This window comes from Bradyrhizobium sp. USDA 4510, assembly GCF_054059095.1.
Genome location: NZ_JBSSBT010000001.1, coordinates 6112478 through 6127322 on the forward strand (window position 1 = coordinate 6112478; position 14845 = coordinate 6127322).

At 64.0% G+C, this 14845-nt stretch carries 24 protein-coding genes; 13 read left to right on the forward strand and 11 right to left on the reverse strand.

Translation table 11 applies throughout. The annotated features are described in order from the left end of the window. Positions 1-96: 96 nt before the first annotated feature. Positions 97-933 (forward strand): IS5 family transposase, encoded by an 837-nt coding sequence (locus ACVMDN_RS28440; RefSeq protein WP_456834810.1) that lies wholly within the window; start codon positions 97-99, stop codon positions 931-933. A 49-nt stretch (positions 934-982) separates the two neighbouring features. Here ACVMDN_RS28440 and ACVMDN_RS28445 read toward each other — a convergent pair whose 3' ends face one another. After that, entirely contained in the window at positions 983-1423 is a 441-nt protein-coding gene (locus tag ACVMDN_RS28445) for a hypothetical protein (RefSeq protein ID WP_076830386.1), read from the reverse strand. 274 nt (positions 1424-1697) lie between these two features. Between ACVMDN_RS28445 and ACVMDN_RS28450 the strand changes: the two genes are divergently transcribed. Continuing rightward, entirely contained in the window at positions 1698-1952 is a 255-nt protein-coding gene (locus ACVMDN_RS28450; RefSeq protein WP_057019143.1) for a hypothetical protein, read from the forward strand. Between the two features lie 88 nt (positions 1953-2040). On the opposite strand, the gene ACVMDN_RS28455 is transcribed toward ACVMDN_RS28450, so the two are convergent. After that, on the reverse strand, positions 2041-2514 hold the full coding sequence (locus tag ACVMDN_RS28455; RefSeq protein WP_057019142.1) for a hypothetical protein: 474 nt from the start codon (positions 2512-2514) through the stop codon (positions 2041-2043). A 127-nt stretch (positions 2515-2641) separates the two neighbouring features. Here ACVMDN_RS28455 and ACVMDN_RS28460 point away from each other — a divergent pair, with 127 nt between their 5' ends. Together ACVMDN_RS28460 and ACVMDN_RS28465 are read left to right on the forward strand one after the other, a co-directional pair. Then, positions 2642-3409, forward strand: a complete 768-nt coding sequence (locus ACVMDN_RS28460; RefSeq protein ID WP_057019141.1) for an SDR family NAD(P)-dependent oxidoreductase — start codon at positions 2642-2644, stop codon at positions 3407-3409. Positions 3410-3578: 169 nt separating this feature from the next. Beyond that, positions 3579-3839 carry a helix-turn-helix domain-containing protein gene (locus ACVMDN_RS28465; protein WP_016840962.1) on the forward strand — a complete coding sequence of 87 codons (261 nt, stop codon included), beginning with the start codon at positions 3579-3581 and terminating at the stop codon, positions 3837-3839. A 112-nt stretch (positions 3840-3951) separates the two neighbouring features. Here the strand turns inward: ACVMDN_RS28465 and ACVMDN_RS28470 are convergent, their stop codons facing one another. Then, positions 3952-4947 carry a hypothetical protein gene (locus tag ACVMDN_RS28470; RefSeq protein WP_076830380.1) on the reverse strand — a complete coding sequence of 332 codons (996 nt, stop codon included), beginning with the start codon at positions 4945-4947 and terminating at the stop codon, positions 3952-3954. 130 nt (positions 4948-5077) lie between these two features. Between ACVMDN_RS28470 and ACVMDN_RS28475 the strand changes: the two genes are divergently transcribed. Further along, a complete protein-coding gene (locus ACVMDN_RS28475; protein ID WP_057019139.1) occupies positions 5078-5605 on the forward strand; it encodes a collagen-like domain-containing protein in 528 nt (175 codons plus the stop codon). A 56-nt stretch (positions 5606-5661) separates the two neighbouring features. Here ACVMDN_RS28475 and ACVMDN_RS28480 read toward each other — a convergent pair whose 3' ends face one another. Together ACVMDN_RS28480 and ACVMDN_RS28485 are read right to left on the reverse strand one after the other, a co-directional pair. Continuing rightward, complete coding sequence (locus ACVMDN_RS28480; protein ID WP_076830377.1) at positions 5662-5886, reverse strand: hypothetical protein; 225 nt, start codon at positions 5884-5886, stop codon at positions 5662-5664. Positions 5887-5971: 85 nt separating this feature from the next. Continuing rightward, a complete protein-coding gene (locus ACVMDN_RS28485) occupies positions 5972-6238 on the reverse strand; it encodes a DUF2277 domain-containing protein (protein WP_057019313.1) in 267 nt (88 codons plus the stop codon). Between the two features lie 119 nt (positions 6239-6357). Between ACVMDN_RS28485 and ACVMDN_RS28490 the strand changes: the two genes are divergently transcribed. Continuing rightward, a complete protein-coding gene (locus ACVMDN_RS28490) occupies positions 6358-6603 on the forward strand; it encodes a DUF2188 domain-containing protein (protein ID WP_016840968.1) in 246 nt (81 codons plus the stop codon). Between the two features lie 15 nt (positions 6604-6618). Here the strand turns inward: ACVMDN_RS28490 and ACVMDN_RS28495 are convergent, their stop codons facing one another. Continuing rightward, the gene (locus ACVMDN_RS28495) at positions 6619-7119 is read right to left on the reverse strand and encodes a hypothetical protein (protein ID WP_083715117.1); all 501 of its coding nucleotides are present in this window, start codon (positions 7117-7119) and stop codon (positions 6619-6621) included. A gap of 21 nt (positions 7120-7140) precedes the next feature. After that, entirely contained in the window at positions 7141-7308 is a 168-nt protein-coding gene (locus ACVMDN_RS28500) for an ArsR/SmtB family transcription factor (RefSeq protein ID WP_143271061.1), read from the reverse strand. Positions 7309-7447: 139 nt separating this feature from the next. On the opposite strand from ACVMDN_RS28500, the gene ACVMDN_RS28505 reads away from it, so the two are divergent. From ACVMDN_RS28505 to ACVMDN_RS28525, 5 genes are all read left to right on the forward strand, one after another. Next, a complete protein-coding gene (locus ACVMDN_RS28505; RefSeq protein ID WP_233475355.1) occupies positions 7448-7849 on the forward strand; it encodes a nuclear transport factor 2 family protein in 402 nt (133 codons plus the stop codon). A 111-nt stretch (positions 7850-7960) separates the two neighbouring features. After that, positions 7961-9025, forward strand: a complete 1065-nt coding sequence (locus ACVMDN_RS28510) for an alpha/beta fold hydrolase (RefSeq protein ID WP_456834809.1) — start codon at positions 7961-7963, stop codon at positions 9023-9025. Between the two features lie 17 nt (positions 9026-9042). Further along, positions 9043-9390, forward strand: coding sequence for an MmcQ/YjbR family DNA-binding protein (locus ACVMDN_RS28515; RefSeq protein WP_076830368.1), 348 nt, complete (start codon positions 9043-9045; stop codon positions 9388-9390). Positions 9391-9544: 154 nt separating this feature from the next. Continuing rightward, on the forward strand, positions 9545-9898 hold the full coding sequence (locus ACVMDN_RS28520) for a hypothetical protein (protein ID WP_076830365.1): 354 nt from the start codon (positions 9545-9547) through the stop codon (positions 9896-9898). A gap of 187 nt (positions 9899-10085) precedes the next feature. Next, positions 10086-10496, forward strand: a complete 411-nt coding sequence (locus tag ACVMDN_RS28525; protein WP_076830363.1) for a hypothetical protein — start codon at positions 10086-10088, stop codon at positions 10494-10496. A gap of 90 nt (positions 10497-10586) precedes the next feature. On the opposite strand, the gene bfr is transcribed toward ACVMDN_RS28525, so the two are convergent. Together bfr and ACVMDN_RS28535 are read right to left on the reverse strand one after the other, a co-directional pair. Continuing rightward, positions 10587-11075, reverse strand: coding sequence for a bacterioferritin (gene bfr, locus ACVMDN_RS28530; RefSeq protein WP_076830360.1), 489 nt, complete (start codon positions 11073-11075; stop codon positions 10587-10589). Between the two features lie 189 nt (positions 11076-11264). Then, positions 11265-11537 (reverse strand): (2Fe-2S)-binding protein, encoded by a 273-nt coding sequence (locus ACVMDN_RS28535; protein WP_016843730.1) that lies wholly within the window; start codon positions 11535-11537, stop codon positions 11265-11267. A gap of 391 nt (positions 11538-11928) precedes the next feature. Between ACVMDN_RS28535 and ACVMDN_RS28540 the strand changes: the two genes are divergently transcribed. Together ACVMDN_RS28540 and ACVMDN_RS28545 are read left to right on the forward strand one after the other, a co-directional pair. Beyond that, a complete protein-coding gene (locus ACVMDN_RS28540) occupies positions 11929-12234 on the forward strand; it encodes a hypothetical protein (RefSeq protein ID WP_016843729.1) in 306 nt (101 codons plus the stop codon). A gap of 237 nt (positions 12235-12471) precedes the next feature. Continuing rightward, positions 12472-12756: a hypothetical protein gene (locus tag ACVMDN_RS28545; RefSeq protein WP_016843728.1), complete on the forward strand. Its 285-nt coding sequence runs from the start codon at positions 12472-12474 to the stop codon at positions 12754-12756. A gap of 92 nt (positions 12757-12848) precedes the next feature. Here ACVMDN_RS28545 and ACVMDN_RS28550 read toward each other — a convergent pair whose 3' ends face one another. Both ACVMDN_RS28550 and ACVMDN_RS28555 read right to left on the reverse strand, forming a co-directional pair. Then, positions 12849-14093, reverse strand: a complete 1245-nt coding sequence (locus ACVMDN_RS28550) for a lytic murein transglycosylase (RefSeq protein WP_371852160.1) — start codon at positions 14091-14093, stop codon at positions 12849-12851. Between the two features lie 99 nt (positions 14094-14192). After that, positions 14193-14774 (reverse strand): TIGR00645 family protein, encoded by a 582-nt coding sequence (locus tag ACVMDN_RS28555; RefSeq protein ID WP_057019130.1) that lies wholly within the window; start codon positions 14772-14774, stop codon positions 14193-14195. Positions 14775-14845 lie beyond the last annotated feature (71 nt).

A 14845-nucleotide genomic window follows, 5' to 3' on the forward strand; every position in this document is an offset into this window, starting at 1 on the left:
CGAAGACGCGCTCCTCAGAGCCTGACTGAAAAATGGGTGAGTGATCTCAGTGGGGTGTGATTCCATCGGATTTGCAAAGATTCGAGGGAGAGCACGATGCCCTGGACCAAGATCACTCGGGAGCAATATCGGCGGGACGATCTGCGTTATGCAAGCGATATGACCGATGCGGAGTGGGCGGTGATCAGACGCCTGTTGCCGCGAGCGAACCGGCGCGGCCGGCCGCGTAAGACGGAGCTGCGTCGTGTGATCGAAGCGATCCTCTATATCGTTTCGACCGGCTGCCAGTGGCGGGCGTTGCCGCAGGAGTTCCCGCCCTATTCGACGGTGCAGGGCTATTTTTATAAATGGCGGGATACAGGCCGGTGGCAGAGGATTGTCAGCGTGCTTGTCCGACGGGCGCGAAAAAAGCTTGGACGGACACCGAAGCCGACGGCAGCCGTGATCGACAGTCAAAGTGCGCCAACCACGCAAGCTGGCGGACCGCGCGGCTACGATGCAGGCAAGCGCATCTACGGCCGCAAGCGGCATATCGTGACGGATACCAATGGCCTCCTCCTTGGGGTTCATGTTCATCCGGCCAACGTTCAGGACTGCCATGGCGCCGTACCGCTGCTGAAGAACGTGCGGATGAACTTCCCCCGGCTGCGCCACGTCTTTGCCGACCGGATCTACCGCGGAAATCAACTCCTCGACGCGCTCTCAGACTGCGGTCCATGGACTGTCGAGATCGTCGAGCGGCCTCAAGGCGTCAAAGGCTTCCAGCTTCTGCCGAGGCGGTGGGTGGTTGAACGCACATTCGCTTGGTTCGGCAGATGCCGCCGCCTCGCCAAGGACTTCGAGGCGACGGCGGCAACCGAAGCTGCCTGGCTGCTGATTGCACACATCAGGCTCCTGACCCGCAGACTCGCGGCTGCAGCTAAGGTTGGGTGATTTATGAGTCAGACTCTCAGGATGACGGGGATAAACCGAACGAAATGCTCTACCGCATCGTGATCGCAAGCCCGCTCAGATCGGCGTTGGCCATCAGGCCGACCTGGTGGCCGGTCAACTCCAACACCGCGCCCTTCTGATTGGTCAGCACGATCGCACGCGCGCCGCGTCCGACGGCAAGCCCCGCGCCGGCCGCACCGTAGACGCCGGCAACGTCGGACGGACGGTTGATGTTGCTGACCCGGCCGCGTAGCACGGTCTTGGAGCCGCCGAACACCAGTCCGTAGTCGAGGCCGCCGGTGGAGAGCCGGTAGGAGCGGCCGCGGAAGGTCAACACGCCGCTGCCGCCGGAGCCACCGATGATCCATCCGGCCTTGTAGATCGTGAGCGTCAAGAAGCCGCTGTCGGCGCGGGCCGCGGAAGAGAACGCAAGGCCGGTGAACGCCAGCAGCGCGACAAGCGCGGCACGCAGGGTGGATGAAGGTTTCATGTGTGGTCTCCCCAGGATTTACTCACGTCGATTTGCTCTCGTCGATTTGCTCGCGTCGTGACACGGCTGCGAATCGCGATGCTCCGACTGTAGCAAGCGCGTAAACAGGCGCAATTTGGCACAGCGATGGCCGATTTGTTGACGGGTGCTTTCGCACGACCGGTGTTGAACCTGTTCCCGGGGTTGCAATACTCACTGCATGTCCGGGGGCGATCGGCCCCTGAGCTCCAGGATTGCCCCGCGGAGCATTCATTTTTCAAACCGGAGATTTCCCATGCGTCGTCTTGCGATTGCCTGTGCCGCCATTGCCGCCACCGTGTCCTTGCTTGCCGCGGCAAGCCCGGCCAGCGCCACGCCCTATCATCTGATCCGCTGGCAGGACACCGGCTTCTGCCAGATCTGGGACCAGAGCATCCCGACCACGCCGTGGCCGGCGAACTTCTCCATCGTCAGCGAGGAGCTGCCGACCTTCGACGCCGCGTTCAGCTACAAGACCGGCCTCCTGAACAACGGCACCTGCGCGTTCTGAGCGAACGCCATTCGATCACGCACAGGGCGGACACGCGGCAACAGCGCGGCGTCCGTCCTTGTGCTGTCAGATATGACGCCATCCAGCGTCAGTGATGCTTGATCAGGGCGTCGCGCGCGGCGGCGAGTTCGAGGAATGCCGCGCCGTTGCCGCCGCCGTCGGGATGCACCGTCTTGGCGGCGCGCTTGAAAGCCTGCTGGACTTCGGTCGCTGCGAGCCGGCGGCCGAACGGCAGGCCGAGCAATTGCCGGTACTGCTCCTCCTGCGTCAGCGCCTTCGGCGCCAGGCCGCGCTGGCCAAACCGCGGTGCCGACAGCATGTGCAGTGCGTCGTTGACGATGCCGAGACGGCGCAGCGCCATCGCTTTGGTGCGGCGGTCGGCCGATTTCATCGCCGCCTGGCGCAGGATCGGCAGCACCTGTGCGGCCGCATGCCGCAGCGTCTCGTCGATGTCGGTCGCGGCGATCTCCGCGACCATTTTGGCCATCTCGCGGTAGTCGGGATCCGGCGCCGCGCAAAAGCGCTCGATCGCAACTTTCCAGTGTCTGATATGCGGGTCCATGTCCGCGGTCCGTAACTGTCATCCGAATCCGGATAACAGCAACGCGCAAACGCGGCTTGGCGTTTCGGTTGGCGCAGTTTTGAATAGTGTTGTCGACAACGCTCACAAATCAGAACGAGGAAACGCCATGGCCCTTCTCGACAATCACATCGCCGTCATCACCGGTGCGGGCTCGGGCATCGGGCGCGCCATCGCACTGGGCTACGGCCGCGAGGGCGCGCGCGTGGTGCTGCTCGACATGAACGGCGATGCGGCGGCGGAAGCGGCCAGGGAGATCCGCAATGCCGGCGGCAAGGCGGAGAGCTTTGCGCTCGACGTGACCAATCGCGACGCCTGCGTCGCGATGGCAAAGCAGGTGGCCGACAAGGCCGGGCCGGTCTCGATCCTGGTCAACAATGCCGGCATCGCGCGCCGCAACGGCATGCTCGGCACCGACGAGGCCGTGATCAAGGATTGGGAAGACATCATCTCGATCAATCTCACCGGCGTGTTCAACGTGACGCATTCGTTCCTCGCGCCACTGCGCAAGAACAAGGGACGCATCGTCAACATCGGCTCGATCCAGTCCTTCGTGCATCTGCGCACGCCGAGTTCGCCGGCCTATACCGCCTCCAAGCACGGCGTGCTCGGCTTCACCAAGGCGCTGGCCGCCGAACTCGGCAAGGATGGTGTGCGCGTCAATGCAATCGGGCCGGGCTTCATCGAGACGCCGTTGAACGAGAAGGTGCGCGCCACCAATCCCGACCTCGTCAAGGTCTTCATGGACCACACCCCGCTCGGCCGCGCCGGCAAGCCGGAGGACATCGTCGGCCCCGCCATCTTCCTCGCCTCGGACCTGTCGGCCTATGTCTCGGGATCGATCGTGATGGTCGATGGCGGCTACCGCACATTGTGACGGATGGAACCGCAATCGTGGCAATTTCTGGGTATTTTGCTTACAGAGCAGGGAGTTAGGGGCGCGTTAAGGGCTTGTTAACCAAACCGGCACACCGTTGATCTACGGGGTAGTTGGTTCTCGATGTCTTCGCTTCACCGACGAAGCGGGCGTTGATCGGGAGGAGTTCATGTCTTACGCGTCCACCGTACCGTCGCCGGAAGCTCTGCTGCCGTCGCTGGCTCCAAATGAAATCGTCCCACTGCTGATCGGCGCGACCGTCGATGAAGTCGAGCGCGAGCTCGTGCTGCAAACGCTTGCGCGCTGCGACGGCAACCGCACCCGCGCCGCGCGCGTGCTCGGGCTGTCGGTTCGGACATTGCGGAACAAGATCCGCGAATATTCGGCCGACGGGATCGACGTGCCGCTGAGCGAGCACGCCGCAGCCTAGAGCAAGATCCGGAAACGCGCGAAGCGGCTTTCCGGGAAGATCGTGCTTGGACAACGAGCTAAGCGTGATGACGATTCAACCGGATCTCATCACGCTTTGCGGCACGTCGACGCTAGATCGGCAGATCGATCGAAAGCCGCCGCCAGCGCGACAACAGCTCGCTGCCGCCGGCATCGAGGCAGCGAGCGAGACGCACCTCGGTCGTCGCGGCCTGTTGCAGCGTCTGCGCGACCAGCGCCGTCGCATAGTCCCAATAGTCGCGCCGCCCCTTCGGATCGTCGTCGACCAGCGATTTTGCGAGGATCTCGACATAGATCGCAGCGACGGCTCTTTGCCAGAGCTCACCCGCGCGCTCGCCCTCCGCCGAGGGCGCGCCGGTCCGCGACTGCCAGGCCAACCAATAATTTTCCTCCGCGCCGCCCCAAGCGGATGGCAATAGCGATGGATCGAGGCATGGCGAGCGACACTCAAGCGGCTGCATGCCGCGCGCGTCGCAGAAGAAGCAATAGCCAAGCTTGTCGTACCAGTTGACGCGCAGCAATCTGCGAATCTCGGTCTGTTGATCCGCTGCGAGCCGCCTCACGCCGGTCCGTTCGAGATCGCCGATGATCGCCGCCAAGCGATCGCGATCATACGGCTCGACCTCGAGCACCACGCCGATATTGCGCGGAAACAAGGCGTCGAGCATCTCGATCATCTCGCGATAGAACCGGCCCGCCAGGCCGCCGCCGCGCCACGCCTTCGCGACGCCGACATAGTTGCAGTAGATCAGCTCGCTTGCGTGATCGTAGGTGAAGAAGCCGAGGCCGATCGCGCGCCCTTCCGCGCGCAGGATGAAGCAGCGCGAGTCGAGGCAATATGACAGCTGCTGATCACCGACGCTGAACTCTCGTCGCTCGCCGACATCATCTGACAACACCCAACGCACAATGTCGTCGGGGGCGTCGCGCTCGTTCGGAGGAAACAGCTCGGCATACAGATCGAGGACGCCAGTGTTGCGAAACGCCGCTTCGTCGCGCAGATCGTGCCGCGTCACCACGATGTCGAACGTCAGCGTCCCTGTTGCGTCGCCTGCAACTGCCCCGCGCCTGTCGTTCAGAATCCGCAACGCGTCCTCCCGTCACGATCTTCGCATCGAATTATGATTGTTGATCGCTTGCATCAGCCGCGCCCGGCAGAATTGAAGCCGTCATCCAACCTCTGTTACAAGCGGCTTGAAATCGCGACGGAGCATATCAGTGGCTGACGAGACAATCTCCCGCCAGGGGTCACGAGGGGCGCAGGGGCCGCAGGGCCGTCAGGGCGAGCCGGGTCGGCCCGGTCCGCAAGGACATCCGGGGCGGCCGGGGCCGGAAGGTGCGCGCGGCAAGCCGGGTCCGCAGGGCAAGCCCGGACTGGTCGGGAAGGCGGGGCCCCAGGGCAAGCCGGGAGCGCAAGGCAAGGCGGGCGTGCAGGGTCCGCGCGGCGAAGCTGGCCCACAGGGACCGCAGGGACCGGCCGGCCCGCGCGGTGAAGCCGGCCCGCCCGGACAATTGCCGTCGATCGAACAGGTGATGCCGTGGCTGCACATGATCTTCGACGCCTGGGAAGACTACAAGCGCACCAAGGAGCGTGAAGCCGCCGAGTTCGCCGAGCGCGATGCCGCCGAGCGCGCGGCAGCGGAGGCGATCGCGCTTGACGTCGACGCCATCGACTTTGCGGAAGATGACGACGAGGACGACGATCACAAGAAAAAGAAGAAGCACCGCAAGAAGGACAAGAAGTAATCCTTCCTGTCCTCGCGCGGCGACACGGCCAGCTCTGTCCGTGCCGCGCCCTATGCCTACCGCTCCGCGCCCGGATTGGCCGGAGGATCTGAGGGGCGAGCGAGGTGCATGAGCTGGAAGACCCAGCGCATGGCGTAATACCAGGCAACGCCCGCGAGCGCCCCGCAGGCCGACAGGATGATGACGTTGGCAAGGTCGATCGTCCCGCTCGACCACAGCATGCCGCAGGTCCAGAGCACGGCGAACGCAATCGAACAGGACGTGAGCAGGGCAGGCTTCATGGCGTCGCTCCGGGATCGGGTGAACGACACCGATGCCCGGACGCGCGGCGCCGCACCGTGACCTGCGTCACGGTACGCCCCGCCCTCAGCCAAACCGCAGGCGCGAACGCTCCCTCGCCTTCTCCGCCTCCACCTCGCGATCGCGCGCCGGTGCCGTGGTCTGCAACGAGATCAGGAGCCTGCGCGCGGCATTCGAGACCTCGGTCACGGCGAGGTTGAAGGCGGCCTCATTGGACTGCGACGGCTTGTTGAAGCCGGACAGTTTGCGCACGAACTGCAGCGCCGAGGCGTGAATCTCGTCCTCGGTGGCGGGCGGCTCGAAGTTGAACAGCGTCTTGATATTACGGCACATGTCGGTCTCCCTCGCCCGCGGCAACGGGGCGGGTCTCTCAAGGACGATCGGCTGCTGCAAAATACGACATCGTGGTCTATTCTGGCAGTGTCATCGTCCACGGTGGAGCGAGGTTCCGGATGAGCCACGTGATCTACAAGGTCGTCCAGCACGACGGCGGCTGGGCCTATACCGTCAACGGGGTGTTCTCGGAACCATTTCCTACCCACGCCGCGGCACTCGCCGCTGCCCGACGCGCCGCCAACGAGCAGCGCGTCCCCGGCCGTACCGAGGCGATCCAGTACGAGACGTCGGACGGCAAATGGTTGACCGAAACCGCCTCCGGCAATGACCGCCCGGAGACCGAGGTCGAGGACGGCCGCTAGTTCACCTCGTCGCTTTCAGAACGGAACCTGGACGCCAAGCCGGTCGAAGAACGCCCGCCCCCGATCGGTGATCCGCAATGCGCGCGGAATCCGATGCGGCGCAACGCCGCGCATCTCGACCAGCCGCGCCAGAACGGCATTGGCAAACGGACCGGCGAGATGCGGCACGCGCTCGGTCCAGTCGTTGCAGAGCCGCAGATGCGGCTGCCGCGCCGAATCGAAATCGATTGCCTCGGCCCGGCACCAGGCTAACCCCTGCTCGGTCACGCGACCATCGCGGCCGTCGATCACGACGAGGCGGCGGCGGATCAGCGCATTCGACAACAGCACGCCGAGCTGACCCGCAAGGTGGTGGTAGCAGGTCCGCGATCGCCTGAGCTGCTCGGCCGGCATCGCACGCCGCCGCCCGACGGTGGCCTTGGCCGCAAGATCGACGAGGTTCTCGATCAGCGCCGCGACGTCGTCGTCCCTGATCCGGTAATATCTGAACCTGCCCTGTGCCCACACCGACAGCACGCGGGCGTCGACCAGCTTCTGCTAATGCGCGCTGGCGCCCTGCGGCGAAATGCCGGCGACCGCAGCAAGCTCGCCCGCCGGCAGCGCCTTGCCGTCGGCCAGCGCACTGACCATGGCCTCGCGGACCGGATCGCCCAAGGCCTCGGCGATCCGCGAAAATCCTGTCTGCAAGCCCTGGGATGATCCCACCGCATCGTCCTCCAGATCGCGCCGAAACGTCCTACCCGCATGCGCCGTGCCACGCAGCTCATTTCAGATTTTCCTGAAACGTTGCGGCGGCCTGTTCCGTTCAAATGGGCGGCAGTCGACCAAACACAAGGGAACGATCATGACAGCTGGCACCAACGACGCGGAACGTATCTACAGGCTCTGGGATGATGCGCTCGGTAACAAGGACCTCGAGGCGGCGCTCGCGCTCTACGCAGCCGACGCCTCGATCGAGAGCCCGCTGGTCCAGCATTTGATGCAGACCAAAGACGGGATCGTCCGCGGCCGCGACGCGCTGTGCGAGTTCATCACGCGCGTGTTCCGCACCAACCCGCCGCAACGGCGGCGCTTCAAGCAGGGCTTCTTCAGCGACGACCGCCTTCTCACCTGGGAGTATCCACGGCAGTCTCCGGACGGCGATCAGATGGATCTGGTCGAGGTCATGGAGATCGATGACGGCCTGATCCAGCGTCACCGCGTCTATTGGGGATGGTATGCGCTGAACGTGCTGAAGGCGAGTTAACCGGACACTTCTGCGTCAGGGGCGCGGCGCCGCTATCGGACGACGCCTTCCGTCATGCTAGGCTTGCACGCAAGCGGCTGGACAAATGCGCCGCGCGTGGGAAGAAGCATAATGATCCGTTGGTGCGCGGCCTTTGTGGCCGCTGTTGTTGTCTCGATGTCGGTACCGGCCATGGCTGCAGACTATCCCACGCCGCAGGATGGCGAATGGATCGCAAAGGACTTCAAGTTTCACAGCGGCGAGGTGATGCCGGAACTGCGGCTGCACTACACCACGGTCGGCGCGCCCACCGGACAGCCGGTGCTGGTGCTGCACGGCTCCGGCGGCTCGGCGGCCAGCATGCTGACGCCGAGCTTTGCCGGCCAGCTGTTCGGCCCCGGCCAGCCGCTCGATGCGGCGAAATACTACATCATCATCCCCGACGGCATCGGGCACGGCAAATCGTCGAAGCCGTCGGACGCGATGCGGACGAGCTTTCCGAAATACGACTACAACGACATGGTCGACGCGCAGTATAGGCTGGTCACCGAAGGGCTCGGTATCAGGCATCTGCGGCTCGTGATCGGTAACTCGATGGGCGGCATGCACACCTGGATCTGGGGCGTGCGCTATCCGCGGATGATGGACGTGCTGGTGCCGATGGCCTCGCAGCCGACCGCTATGGCGGCACGCAACTGGATGCTGCGGCGGACGATGCTGGAAACGATCCGCAACGATCCCGACTACAATGGCGGCAACTACACCAGACAGCCGCGGATGATGAAATACGCCATCGCCGCCTATCGCTTCGCCAGCGCCGGCGGCACGCTCGCCTACCAGATGCTGGCGCCAACCGCGACGCAGGCCGACAAGCTCGTCGACGACCAGCTGGCCCTGCCGGTCACATCAGATGCCAACGACTACATCTATCAATGGGAGGCCTCGCACGATTACGATCCGTCGGCGGGACTGGAGAAGATCGAGGCCACCCTGCTTGCGATCAATGCGGCCGACGATGAGCGCAATCCGCCGGAGACCGGCGTCACCGAAGCTGCAGTGAAGCGGATCAAGAACGGCAGGATTGATCTGATCCCGGCAAGCAGCGAGACACGCGGCCATCTCACCACCGGCGACGCGCGGTTCTATGCCAGGCAATTGCAGGAACTGTTGCAGACGGCGCCGCAACGCACGATGTAGCGATCGAGGCCAAGGCGATGTCCGCTGATCGCTTCCGCCGCATTGCGCTGAGCCTGCCCGAGGTCGTTGAAGGCGCGCATCACGGCACCGCCGACTTCCGCGTCGGCAAGCGCATCTTCGCGACGCTCGGCTATCCCGACCAGGATTGGGGCATGGTGAAGCTGACACCTGAGCAGCAGGCGATGGTGGTCGAGGCCGAGCCGGAGATCTTCCGGCCGGTGCCGGGCGGCTGGGGCAAGAGCGGCAGCACCAATGTCCGCCTCGCGAAAGCGGATCAGATCACGCTGCGCAGCGTGCTCGAAATGGCGCGGGACAATATCGCGGTGAAAGCCGCGAAGAAGGCGCGCACGAAGCAACCAACCTGAGCGCAACCATCCCGCACTGCATCACGCCTGACTGCGCGGTTTCGCCGATTCTTTGAGCATGCATCCCGCGCGCGGTTCGTGCCTAATCGCGCAAACACCGGATTCGCGTGACGCTACGCGCGGGTCACGTAGAAGTTTTCGCCGGAGGAAGGCAATGCGAAAGCTCACGCATGTCGCGGTGCTTGCGTGGCTCGCCATGATGGCGGGCGCTGCACTGGCGTTCGACAACGGCCAATATGACAACGTGCCGCCCGATATCCGCGCCTGGTTCAAGAGCGTGATCGCGCCGAATGGCGTGCCGTGCTGCGACATCTCCGACGGCCATCGCACCAGCTACGACGTTCGGGGCGGCGCCTATTGGGTGCCGATCGAGGGCGAGTGGATGATGGTGCCGGAGCGCGCCGTGATCCGCGATCGCGGCAACCCGGTCGGCGAGGCCGTGGTGTGGTACGTGCACCACCGCGGCAGCATCATCATCAGCTGCTTCGTTCCGGCGGATGCGGTCTGAGCGGCGCCCGCCGCCTGCGCGGGAAGCCTGCGCGCGAGGTCGCGTCAATTTGAAACAGTTACTCCCTGTTAACCTTACTTTTTAACCAATAATTAAGGATGAGTTTGCGGGCGCCATGAGGCGCGGCCTAGCGTCTGCAGAAATGCTCCGTAACCGCGAGTTGGTGCGTGCCATGGCTCTTCGAAGAATGGCGTATCGAACAACTGGGGCGCTGATGGCGTCCCTTGGCATTGCAGCGCTGCTGCTTGCTTCCCCGACCGAGACCTATGCGAGATCCGGATCCGCAGCGCGCGGCACGTTCTCCTCGCATCATCCAGCTTTCCGCCATCATGTGCGGGTGCCCGGCATCGTGTTGCCGGACGCGGGCGGATATTATGATGGCGCGGCGAGCGTTCCTTTCGCCGCCGAGGTCCCGGCGCCGGTCTCGAGCGACGTCCGCTACACCTACACCCAGGACGTGCCGTGGGATTGGGCGCACCGCTATCCGCCGGCCGTGGTGCCGTCGGATCGGCCCTATGTGTCGAGCTGCCCCACCGAGAGCGTCACGGTGCCCGGCCGCGGCGGCGACCGCACCATCAACATCACGCGGTGCTACTGACGAATAGCTCGTTCACAAAAACAAAAGAGGCCGCCCGCAAGGCCGGCCTCTCGTATTTTGGCAGACGCTCGGCGCGCGGCTGACAGCCGGTCAGGAATCCTCGCCCTTCAGATGACCGACGTGCTTCTGGGTGTAGAGCTCAAGGCCGATGCGCTTGATCAGGTCGAGCTGGGTCTCGAGGAAGTCGATGTGCTCTTCCTCGTCCTTCATCAGCTGCTCGAACAGGTCGCGGCTGACATAGTCCTTGACGCCATGGCAGTAGGTCGCCGCCTCCTGGTAGAGCGTGCGCGCGCCGATCTCGGCGGCGAGGTCACACTCGATGATCTCCTTGACGTCCTGGCCGATCTTCAGGGGATCGAGCACCTGCAGGTTCGGGAAGCCGTCGAGGAACAGGATGCGATCGACGAATTTGTCGGCGTGCTCCATCTCCTCGATGGACTCCTTGCGCCAGACCTTGGCCATCTCCAGGAGGCCCCAATTGTTGAGCATCCGGTAGTGCAGCCAGTACTGATTGATGGCGGTCAGTTCGCTGCGCAGCCCCTTGTTCAGATAATCGATGACCTTCGGGTCGCCTTGCATGATCCACTCCACCTGTCGCGGCCAACCTTGGCCGGCGATAAACTTAGAACGCTTCTAAATCAGATTATCGGCAAGAGCAACTCTTCGCAGAAGCAGCGCGTGGATAACCGGATTCGAAGGATTAGCGCAGCGTCTTCCAGCGAAACGGAAGCCGGTTCGCCGTCAGGAAGCGCGTCGAAACGAGAAGCGTTAGCAGGCCGCGAGCGCGAATTCGGCCGGCTCGGCGTCCTCGTTGGCGGCGTGCGGATGGCCGCTGTGGGGGCAGCCGGAGCAGCAGGCCTTGGCGCAGGGACCGAGCGCCTCGTCGATGATCGCCTTGATGGTGCGCGCGCAGCGGCCGCATTCGGCACTGCAGCCGAGGCAGCCGTACACCTGCTTGGCATTTCGAGTCACGGACCCACCGCCATTGACGGCATTGCGGACATCGTGGTCGCTAAGGACGTTACAGGAACAGACAATCATCGGAGAAAGGCGGGGTCCAACGGTGATGCTTGGCAATATGGATATTGTCGGCTCCCGCGGGATGCAAAAGGAAAAAGCGGTTTTTGTAGCAATTCCAAACTGATGCGGGATTCATATTGGAATGAGTCTAAATCGGTCGGAGGTCAGGAATCCGACACCCGCCGGGTGGCTGACGGGCCAATAACCGCTGCCTTCGCCACCGGCCCCCATGAGTAGGCGCCTCGCCGCGGCGCTATCGGGCTTGTGCGTTGCAAGATATTGCAAAAACTGCAAGCATTTGGTCGCGAATGCGGCAGCGTCGTTCATTGATCATTCAAGCTGAATATGGAACCCTCCGGCGAGACAGATCGCCAATGCACGCTGTCCCTGCTGCCGCGAGAAAGGTGAGGCCATGAAGAAGACATTGCTGGCGCTTTGCGCCGTTGCCGCTGTGGCGGCTTCGACTGTGGCGGTGCCCGCCCCCGCCCAGGCACAACGCGGTGTCGCCGCCGGCGTCGCTGCGGGATTGATCGGTGGCGCCATTGTCGGTGGCGCGATCGCATCGCAGAACCGCTATTACGGTCCCGGATACGGCTACTATGCGCCCGGTCCGGCCTATGTCGCCGAGCCCGGCTATGGTCCCGATTGCTTCTGGCAGCGCCAGCGGTTCTGGGACGGCTACACCTGGCGCGTTCGCAGCGTCCGCGTTTGCGATTGATCGCCGTTCATCTCGATTAAATCGAACCAAATGTCCCGGAAAAACCGACTGTTTCTCCGGGACATCTGCTGCAGATGGCCAGAAAAAACCGCTTTTCTGCGCGATCAGCCTGCGGACGTTTACTTTCGGTTGACTGTTCTGCGCTGTTTAGCAAGACAGCAGTTCGAGATCAGCGTGTGAGTCACCTCAACCCGGCGCCGAACCACGACGCCACCACCTTCCAGGAGAGCCAAAGACATGAAGAAGACTTTAGCTGCCCTTGTCGCCGTCACCACGATTGCCGGTTCGCTGGCCGTTGCTCCGGCTGCCAAGGCTGGTGACGGCGGCGCCGTCGCGGCCGGCGTTGCCGGCGGCCTGATCGGCGGCGCCCTGCTGGGCGGCGCTATCGCAGGCGCTCGCCCCGCCCCGGTCTATGTCGCACCGGCGCCGGTTTACGTCGAAGAGGCCCCGTGCCGCATGGTTCGTGAGCGCTTCTGGGACGGCTACGGCTGGCGCTTCCGTCGCATCCAGGTTTGCGACTGATCGACCGACACGTTTTCAGCATCACATTCGAAAACCCGGCCTCTCGGCCGGGTTTTTGCTTTCGCCACAGGCGGCCCTGCGAGCCGGCCCGATCAGCGCTGCCCGTTCATCGCGCGCAGCACCGCCTCGCTCGGCCAGCAATCGACCTTCAGCCCGGCCTGCTTCTGATAGGCGCCGAGCGCCGCGCGGGTCTGCATCCCGGCCTTGCCGTCGAGCTTGTCCTTGTAGAGACCGATCTTCGTCAGCTGCTGCTGCATCGCCTCGACATCGGCGGAGCGCAGCTGCTTCGACGCCGACCATGGCGTCGCGAATGGCTGCGGGCTCGTCATGCGGTCGGCGAGGTGGCCGACGAACAGCACGTAGAGATCGGAGAAATTGTATTCCTTGATCACGAAGTAGTTCGGCGTGGTCAGGAAGGCCGGACCGTAGCTGCCTTCCGGCTGCAGCAGCGACGCCGATTGCGCCTGCTCGGCGGCGCTGAGCTTCTGCCCGCGCACCGGCACGAAGCCGGCGCGCAGCCACTGGCTGATCGGCTTCGTCACTTCAGGCACGCCCATCGTGCAGTCGGCATTGGCCGGCGCCTGCACCTCATAGGCCCAGCGCACGCCGGGCTGCCAACCCTTGTTGACCAGCTGCTGCGCGGCGGAGGCGAGCGCGTCCGGCACCGAATGCCAGATGTCGACGCGGCCGTCGCCGTCGAGATCGACGCCGTGCTTGTAATATTCCGACGGCAGAAACTGGGTGTAGCCGGTCGCTCCCGCCCACGATGAGCGCATCTCCTTGCGCGTCACCGCGCCCTCGCCGAGGATCTTCAGCGCCAGGATGAACTCGGTGCGGTACTGATCCTTGCGACGGCCGACATAGGCCTGCGTCGCCACCACGCGCAGCGTGTCGTAGGGCAGCGAATAGCGCCCGTAATCGGTCTCGCGGCCCCAGATCGCCAGCACGACGGTGGCCGGGACGCCGAACCGCTTCTCGATCGCATCAAGCGAGGAGCGATACTTCTGCAACAGCCGCTGCCCCTCGGCGGCGAGCCGCGCGATCGAGGCTTCCCTGATGTAATCGGCCGGCACCTGCACGAACTCGGCCTGCGCCGGTGCGCCGGTCTTCGGACGTCCGGGCAGGATCAGGTCGGGCAGCTTGTAGTCGGGCTCGAGCGAGCGCGTCTCGCGATCGAAGGTCTCGCGCGACACGCCGGCGGCCTTGGCCTCCGGCCACAGCGAGGCGATGAACTGGGTGAACGCAGCATCGGCGGCGCGCGCGGGTGAGACGACGGATGCGAGCAGGAGCCCGAGGGCAAGCGCGCGGAGGAATGTCAAATCCAACAACCTGTTCACGCAGCGGTCCAATGGGCGCGGCATCAGGCCAACGCCCGCGATATCAGTGTCGTGAGCCTTACCACGACACCGGATTGCTGTGAACCTTGGCGGCCGCGCTCAATGCGCGGCCTGCTTGGCGCCTTCGATCGAGTCGTTCGACAGCTTGTCGACGATGGCGATGCCGATCGCCGACAGGATGAAGACGCAGTGGATGATGGTCTGCCACATCACGCCGGTCTCGGTGTAGTTGCCCTTGCCTGACGACAGCGCGCCGGCCTCGATGAAGGTGCGCAGCAAATGGATCGAGGAGATGCCGATGATGGCCATCGCCAGCTTGATCTTCAGCACGCTGGCATTGACGTGGCTCAGCCATTCCGGCTCGTCCGGATGGCCCTGCAGATTGAGGCGCGAGACGAAGGTCTCGTAGCCGCCAACGATCACCATCACCAACAGGTTCGAGATCATGACGACGTCGATCAGGCCGAGAACGGCCAGCATGATCTGCTGCTCGCTGAAATCGAAGGCATGGGCGAACAGGTGCCATAGTTCCTTGAGGAACAGCACGACATAGACGCCCTGGGCGATGATCAGGCCGACATAGAGTGGCAATTGCAGCCAGCGCGATCCGAAGATCAGCATGGGAACGGGACGCAGCGACCGGCCCTTCGCGGGGGCGCGCGCCTCAGAAAGTGCGGACATGGTGGAGTGCTCGCAGGATTGAAAATTGCGGAGCGCTCTATCTACGCAATCCCGCGCGCTTGAAAAGCGAC

What these genes read in the sequence shown, in the direction of transcription:
- ACVMDN_RS28505 (WP_233475355.1), top strand. Translation starts at nt 7,448, where the DNA reads ATGACAGCTGGCACCAACGACGCGGAACGTATCTACAGGCTCTGGGAT.
- bfr (WP_076830360.1), bottom strand. Translation starts at nt 11,075, where the DNA reads ATGCAAGGCGACCCGAAGGTCATCGATTATCTGAACAAGGGGCTGCGC.
- ACVMDN_RS28515 (WP_076830368.1), top strand. Translation starts at nt 9,043, where the DNA reads ATGTCCGCTGATCGCTTCCGCCGCATTGCGCTGAGCCTGCCCGAGGTC.
- ACVMDN_RS28465 (WP_016840962.1), top strand. Translation starts at nt 3,579, where the DNA reads ATGTCTTACGCGTCCACCGTACCGTCGCCGGAAGCTCTGCTGCCGTCG.
- ACVMDN_RS28535 (WP_016843730.1), bottom strand. Translation starts at nt 11,537, where the DNA reads ATGATTGTCTGTTCCTGTAACGTCCTTAGCGACCACGATGTCCGCAAT.
- ACVMDN_RS28510 (WP_456834809.1), top strand. Translation starts at nt 7,961, where the DNA reads ATGATCCGTTGGTGCGCGGCCTTTGTGGCCGCTGTTGTTGTCTCGATG.
- ACVMDN_RS28455 (WP_057019142.1), bottom strand. Translation starts at nt 2,514, where the DNA reads ATGGACCCGCATATCAGACACTGGAAAGTTGCGATCGAGCGCTTTTGC.
- ACVMDN_RS28525 (WP_076830363.1), top strand. Translation starts at nt 10,086, where the DNA reads ATGGCGTATCGAACAACTGGGGCGCTGATGGCGTCCCTTGGCATTGCA.
- ACVMDN_RS28490 (WP_016840968.1), top strand. Translation starts at nt 6,358, where the DNA reads ATGAGCCACGTGATCTACAAGGTCGTCCAGCACGACGGCGGCTGGGCC.
- ACVMDN_RS28485 (WP_057019313.1), bottom strand. Translation starts at nt 6,238, where the DNA reads ATGTGCCGTAATATCAAGACGCTGTTCAACTTCGAGCCGCCCGCCACC.
- ACVMDN_RS28545 (WP_016843728.1), top strand. Translation starts at nt 12,472, where the DNA reads ATGAAGAAGACTTTAGCTGCCCTTGTCGCCGTCACCACGATTGCCGGT.
- ACVMDN_RS28460 (WP_057019141.1), top strand. Translation starts at nt 2,642, where the DNA reads ATGGCCCTTCTCGACAATCACATCGCCGTCATCACCGGTGCGGGCTCG.
- ACVMDN_RS28540 (WP_016843729.1), top strand. Translation starts at nt 11,929, where the DNA reads ATGAAGAAGACATTGCTGGCGCTTTGCGCCGTTGCCGCTGTGGCGGCT.
- ACVMDN_RS28520 (WP_076830365.1), top strand. Translation starts at nt 9,545, where the DNA reads ATGCGAAAGCTCACGCATGTCGCGGTGCTTGCGTGGCTCGCCATGATG.
- ACVMDN_RS28440 (WP_456834810.1), top strand. Translation starts at nt 97, where the DNA reads ATGCCCTGGACCAAGATCACTCGGGAGCAATATCGGCGGGACGATCTG.
- ACVMDN_RS28555 (WP_057019130.1), bottom strand. Translation starts at nt 14,774, where the DNA reads ATGTCCGCACTTTCTGAGGCGCGCGCCCCCGCGAAGGGCCGGTCGCTG.
- ACVMDN_RS28445 (WP_076830386.1), bottom strand. Translation starts at nt 1,423, where the DNA reads ATGAAACCTTCATCCACCCTGCGTGCCGCGCTTGTCGCGCTGCTGGCG.
- ACVMDN_RS28480 (WP_076830377.1), bottom strand. Translation starts at nt 5,886, where the DNA reads ATGAAGCCTGCCCTGCTCACGTCCTGTTCGATTGCGTTCGCCGTGCTC.
- ACVMDN_RS28450 (WP_057019143.1), top strand. Translation starts at nt 1,698, where the DNA reads ATGCGTCGTCTTGCGATTGCCTGTGCCGCCATTGCCGCCACCGTGTCC.